Below are 4,946 nucleotides of genomic sequence, written 5' to 3'. Positions count from 1 at the left end.
CCACGGCACCGACGTCGACTGGCGCGCATGGTTCACCACCCACGACACCACCACCACACCCCACACCACCGACCTCCCCACCTACGCCTTCCAACGCCACCGCTACTGGCTGGAGGGCGACGGCGAGTTCGGTAGCGACCCCGAGGGCTTGGGGCTCGTCTCCTCCGGTCATCCCTTGCTGGGCGCCGCGGTGGAGTTGGCGGGTGGCGACACCCGTGTGCTCACCGGTCGGCTGACGGCGGGCCGGGCTGCCTGGCTCGCTGACCACCGAATCGGGGACGCGGTGCTCATACCGGGCGCGGCCCTCGTGGAGTGGGCACTACGGGCGGCCGACGAGGCAGGTTGCGGCACCGTGGACGAACTCGTACTCCAAGCGCCCCTGCTCCTTCCGTCGGAAGGCGGCGTCCGGGTACAGGTCGCGGTGGACGCCGTCGAGGGCGACGGCCGACGCAAGGTCCGGATCTACTCGCGCCAGGACGGCGCGGACGCTCCGGCCGGAGCGGCGGACGACGCGTGGCTGTGCCATGCCGAAGGAGTGCTCGGCCCCGACCGGACGGGCATGGAGACCGCCCGTACCGGCGCGTGGCCGCCGGCCGGCGCGGAGGCGATCGACGTGCAGGACTTCTACGCGAGGACGGAGGCGGCCGGCTACGGCTACGGGCCCGCGTTCCAGGGCGTACGGGCCGCATGGCGGGACGGCGCCGACCTGCTCGCCGAGGTCGAGCTGCCGGACGAAGCGGGTGACGCCGACGCCTTTGGCGTACACCCGGCGCTCCTGGACGCGGCCCTGCACCCGGTGTTCCTCCTGGGGCAGGCCGGCGAAGGACAGGTGTGGCTGCCGTTCTCGTGGGGCGGGGTGACGCTCCACGCGGTGGGGGCGCGTACGGTACGGGTCCTGCTGACGCCGCGCGGCGAGCGGCTGGACCAGGGCCTACGGCTGACGGTCGCCGACCCGGCCGGTGCGCCGGTGCTCACGGCCGAGTCGGTCGTGATGCGACCCGCTCAGCTCGCCGAGCTGTCCGCCGCCCGTACCCGCGAGGTGACCGGCCTGTACCGCGTGGAGTGGGCGGCGCTGGCACCGGCGGTCGGCAGCACGGTGCCCGAGGCCGCCCCGTACGACGGTGAGTGGGCCGTGCTCGGCGGCCGGTCCCCGGCCGACAGCGTCGCGGGAACGAACGGATTCGCCGACTTCGCCGCCCTGGTGGCTGCTCTCGGCACCGGCACCGACGCACCCTCGGTCGCCGTGGCGCTTCCCGCGGACGTGGAAACGCAAGCACAAACGCGCGCGGACGGCGCGGAGGACGCGGACCGCGCGCTGGCGGCCGTGACGGAGACGCTGGACGTGCTACGTGCCTGGCTGGCGGAACCGCGGCTGACCAACACCCCCCTGGTGATCGTCACCCGCTGCGCCGCCGCGGTCGACGACGAGACGCCCGCCCCGGCCGCGGCAGCCGTCTGGGGCCTGGTGCGCAGCGCCCAGCAGGAGAACCCGGACCGCTTCGTCCTGCTCGACACCGACAGCGACACCGGCACCGATGCCCCCGGGATCGACGCGATCCGGCACGCGGTGACCAGCGCCCTGGCCGTCGACGAACCGCAGCTCGCCCTGCGCGACGGCCGGGTGCTGGTGCCCCGGTTGACGCGCGCCGGCGGCGCACTGCTCCCGCCGGACCGCGGCCCCTGGCGGCTGGGCCTGCGCGCCGCGGGCTCCGTCGACGGGATCGACGTCGTCGCCGCGCCAGAGGCAGATGCGGAGTTGGCGGACGGCGAGGTGCGCATCGCGGTGGGCGCTGCCGGGGTGAACTTCCGGGACGTCCTGATCGCCCTGGGCATGTACCCGGGCGGTGCCGACGTGAGCGGCAGCGAGGGCGCGGGCCGGGTGGTCGAGGTGGGTCCCGGGGTGACCGAACTGGCAGCGGGGGACCGGGTCATGGGGGTGTTCGACGGGGCGTTCGGCCCGCTGGCCGTGGCCGACGCACGCATGCTGGTGCGCCCGCCCGACGGGTGGACCGACGAGCAGGCGGCCTCCGTGCCCGTGAACTTCCTGACGGCGTGGTTCGGACTGGTGGAGCTCGGCGGCCTGCGGGCCGGGGAATCGGTGCTGGTGCACTCGGCGACCGGTGGCGTGGGGACGGCCGCGGTGCAGATCGCCCGACACCTGGGCGCGGAGGTCTTCGCGACCGCGAGCCCGGCGAAGCACGCGGCGCTGGAGGCGATGGGCGTGGACGCGGCGCACCGCGCGTCCTCGCGCGACCTGGACTTCGAGGACGCGTTCCGGGAGGCGACGGGCGGGCGCGGCGTGGACGTGGTGCTGAACAGCCTCGCGGGAGAGTTCACCGACGCGTCGCTTCGCACGTTGGCCGACGGCGGCCGATTCGTGGAGATGGGCAAAACGGACGTCCGCGACCCCGACGAGGTGAAGACCGCCCACCCGGGCACGGGTTCGTACCGCGCCTTCGACCTCGTCCCGGACGCGGGCCCGACGGGGATCGGCCGGATGCTGAAGGTACTGCGGGAGCTGTTCGAGCAAGGAGTACTGGCCCCGGCGCCGGTCCGGTCGTGGCCCCTGGCACAGGGGCGGGAGGCGTTCCGGTACCTGAGCGGAGCGCGGCACGTGGGGAAGGTGGTGCTGCGCCCTTCCCCCGGAATCGACGACGGCGCAACGGTGCTGGTCTCGGGCGGCACGGGCACCCTGGGCGGACTGGTCGCGGAGCACCTGGTGCGCGGCGGAGTGCGCCACATGGTCCTCACGGGCCGGCGCGGGGCGGCTGCGCCGGGCGTCGACGGCCTGGTGGAGCGGCTGACGCAGCTGGGCGCGTCGGTGCGGGTGGAGGCCGTAGACATGGCCGATCCGACAGCGGTGAAGGACGTCGTCGAGGGCATCGGCCCCGAGCACCCCTTGGCCGGCGTGGTGCATGCCGCGGGCGTGGTCGACGACGGGGTGGTGTCGGGGCTGTCGGCGCAGCGACTGGCCGGCGTGTGGGGTGCGAAGGCGGCCGGCGCGTTCAACCTGCACCGGGCGACGGAGCACCTGCCGCTGACGATGTTCGTCGTGCTGTCGTCCGCCGCCGGGACGCTGGGAAGCGCCGGTCAGGCGAACTACGCCGCGGCGAACGCCTTTTGCGACGCGCTGATCGCGCATCGACGTGCCGCCGGGCTGGCGGGTAACTCGGTCGGCTGGGGCCTGTGGGCCGAAGCGAGCGGAATGGCCGGCGGGCTCACCGGAACGGACCTCGCCCGCATGGCGCGCACGGGCTTCCGCCCCATCTCCACTCCCCACGGCCTCGCCCTGTTCGACGCCTCCCTCGCCCGCGGCGACGCGCACCTGGTGGCCCTCGACCTCGACCCCCGGGCCCTGCCCGACCGGTCCGACCCCGCCCTGCCCGTACTGCTGCGGACCCTGGCCGCCGGGGCTGCGCCGCGCCGCACCGCCGCGACCCGGCAAGCACCGGGCGACCTGGCCGACCGGTTGGCGGCCCTGCCCGTCGACGGGCAGCGGCAGTTCCTGCTCGACCTGGTCCGTACGAACGCGGCAGCGGTCCTGGGCCACGCCGACGCCGCCACCGTACGGGCCGACGCGTCGTTCAAGGAGCTCGGGTTCGACTCGCTCACCGTCGTCGAACTCCGCAACCGGCTCGCCGCGGCCACCGGGCTCCGGCTGCCCGCCTCACTGGTCTTCGACTACGTCGAGGCCGGACTGCTCGCCGAACACCTCCGAGAGCGGCTGGCGCCGGACGCGACGGCGACCACGGGCGACCCGGTGGACCCGCTGCTGGGTGAACTCGGCCGGATCGAGGCCACCCTGACCGCCCTGGAACTTGACGACGGGGCGCGCGGCCGGCTCGCCAGGCGGCTGACCGGACTGCTGTCCGCGGTGCACGCCGCCCCGGCCGCCGAAGGCGCCGACGGCCCGGTGGGATTCGACGACGTCGAGTCGGCCACCGACGACGAGATCTTCGAGCTGATTGACCGGGAACTGTGACGCCTTCGACCGTACGGCCGTTGATGGAGGGACAGAAGTGACGTCGGGCACGGAAGACAAACTCCGCCAGTACCTCAAGCGCGTCACGGCAGACCTCGGGCAGACCCGCCAGCGGCTGCGCGAAGCGGAGGAGCGCGCCCAGGAACCGGTGGCCGTGGTCAGCATGGCCTGCCGCTTCCCCGGCGGCGTCACCTCCCCCGAAGAGCTGTGGGAGCTGGTCGCCGAAGGGCGCGACGCGATCGGCGACTTCCCCGCGGACCGCGGCTGGGACCTCACGGCCCTGCACGACCCGGACCCGGACAGCCCCGGCACCAGCTACGTCCGACAGGGCGGCTTCCTGTACGACGCCGACCGGTTCGACGCGGCCTTCTTCGGCATCTCCCCGCGCGAAGCCCTCGCCATGGAGCCCCAGCAAAGACTGCTCCTGGAGACGTCCTGGGAGCTGCTGGAACGCGCCGGGATCGACCCGCGCGACCTCAAGGGCAGCGCGACCGGCGTCTACGCCGGGGCCGGACTCCCCGGCTTCGGCACCCCGCACGTCGAGCACGGCACCGAGGGCCACCTGCTGACCGGCAACGCCCTGAGCGTCCTGTCCGGACGCGTCGCCTTCACGCTCGGACTGGAAGGCCCCGCGGTCTCCGTCGACACCGCCTGCTCCTCCGCGCTGGTCGCCATCCACCTCGCCTGCCAGGCCCTGCGCCAGGGGGAGTGCACGCTCGCGCTGGCGGGCGGCGTGACGGTGATGGCGACCCCGGGGATGTTCACCGAGTTCTCCCGGCAACGCGGGCTGGCGCCCGACGGACACTGCAAGCCGTTCGCGGACGCGGCCGACGGCACCTCCCTCTCCGAGGGGGTCGGGTTGGTGTTGCTGGAGCGGTTGTCGGATGCGCGGCGGCTTGGGCATCGGGTGTTGGGGGTGGTGCGTGGTTCGGCGGTGAATCAGGACGGGGCGAGCAATGGTTTG

General features: G+C 74.2%; 2 protein-coding genes. Both read left to right on the top strand.

Features of this window, described 5'->3' with window-relative positions; translation table 11 throughout:
- Nucleotides 1-3,982 (top strand): SDR family NAD(P)-dependent oxidoreductase (locus ABZ842_RS38570; RefSeq protein WP_361548498.1); only part of this gene is annotated, 3,982 nt, incomplete at its 5' end.
- Nucleotides 3,983-4,019: 37 nt separating this feature from the next.
- Nucleotides 4,020-4,946: beta-ketoacyl synthase N-terminal-like domain-containing protein (locus tag ABZ842_RS38565; RefSeq protein WP_361548495.1), on the top strand; the 927-nt coding region annotated here is incomplete at its 3' end.

The organism is Streptomyces sp. NPDC047315, from assembly GCF_040643215.1.
Taxonomy (GTDB): Bacteria; Actinomycetota; Actinomycetes; order Streptomycetales; family Streptomycetaceae; genus Streptomyces.
The sequence above is the reverse complement of the archived record's forward strand: the minus strand, read 5'-3'. Positions and strand labels throughout refer to the sequence as shown.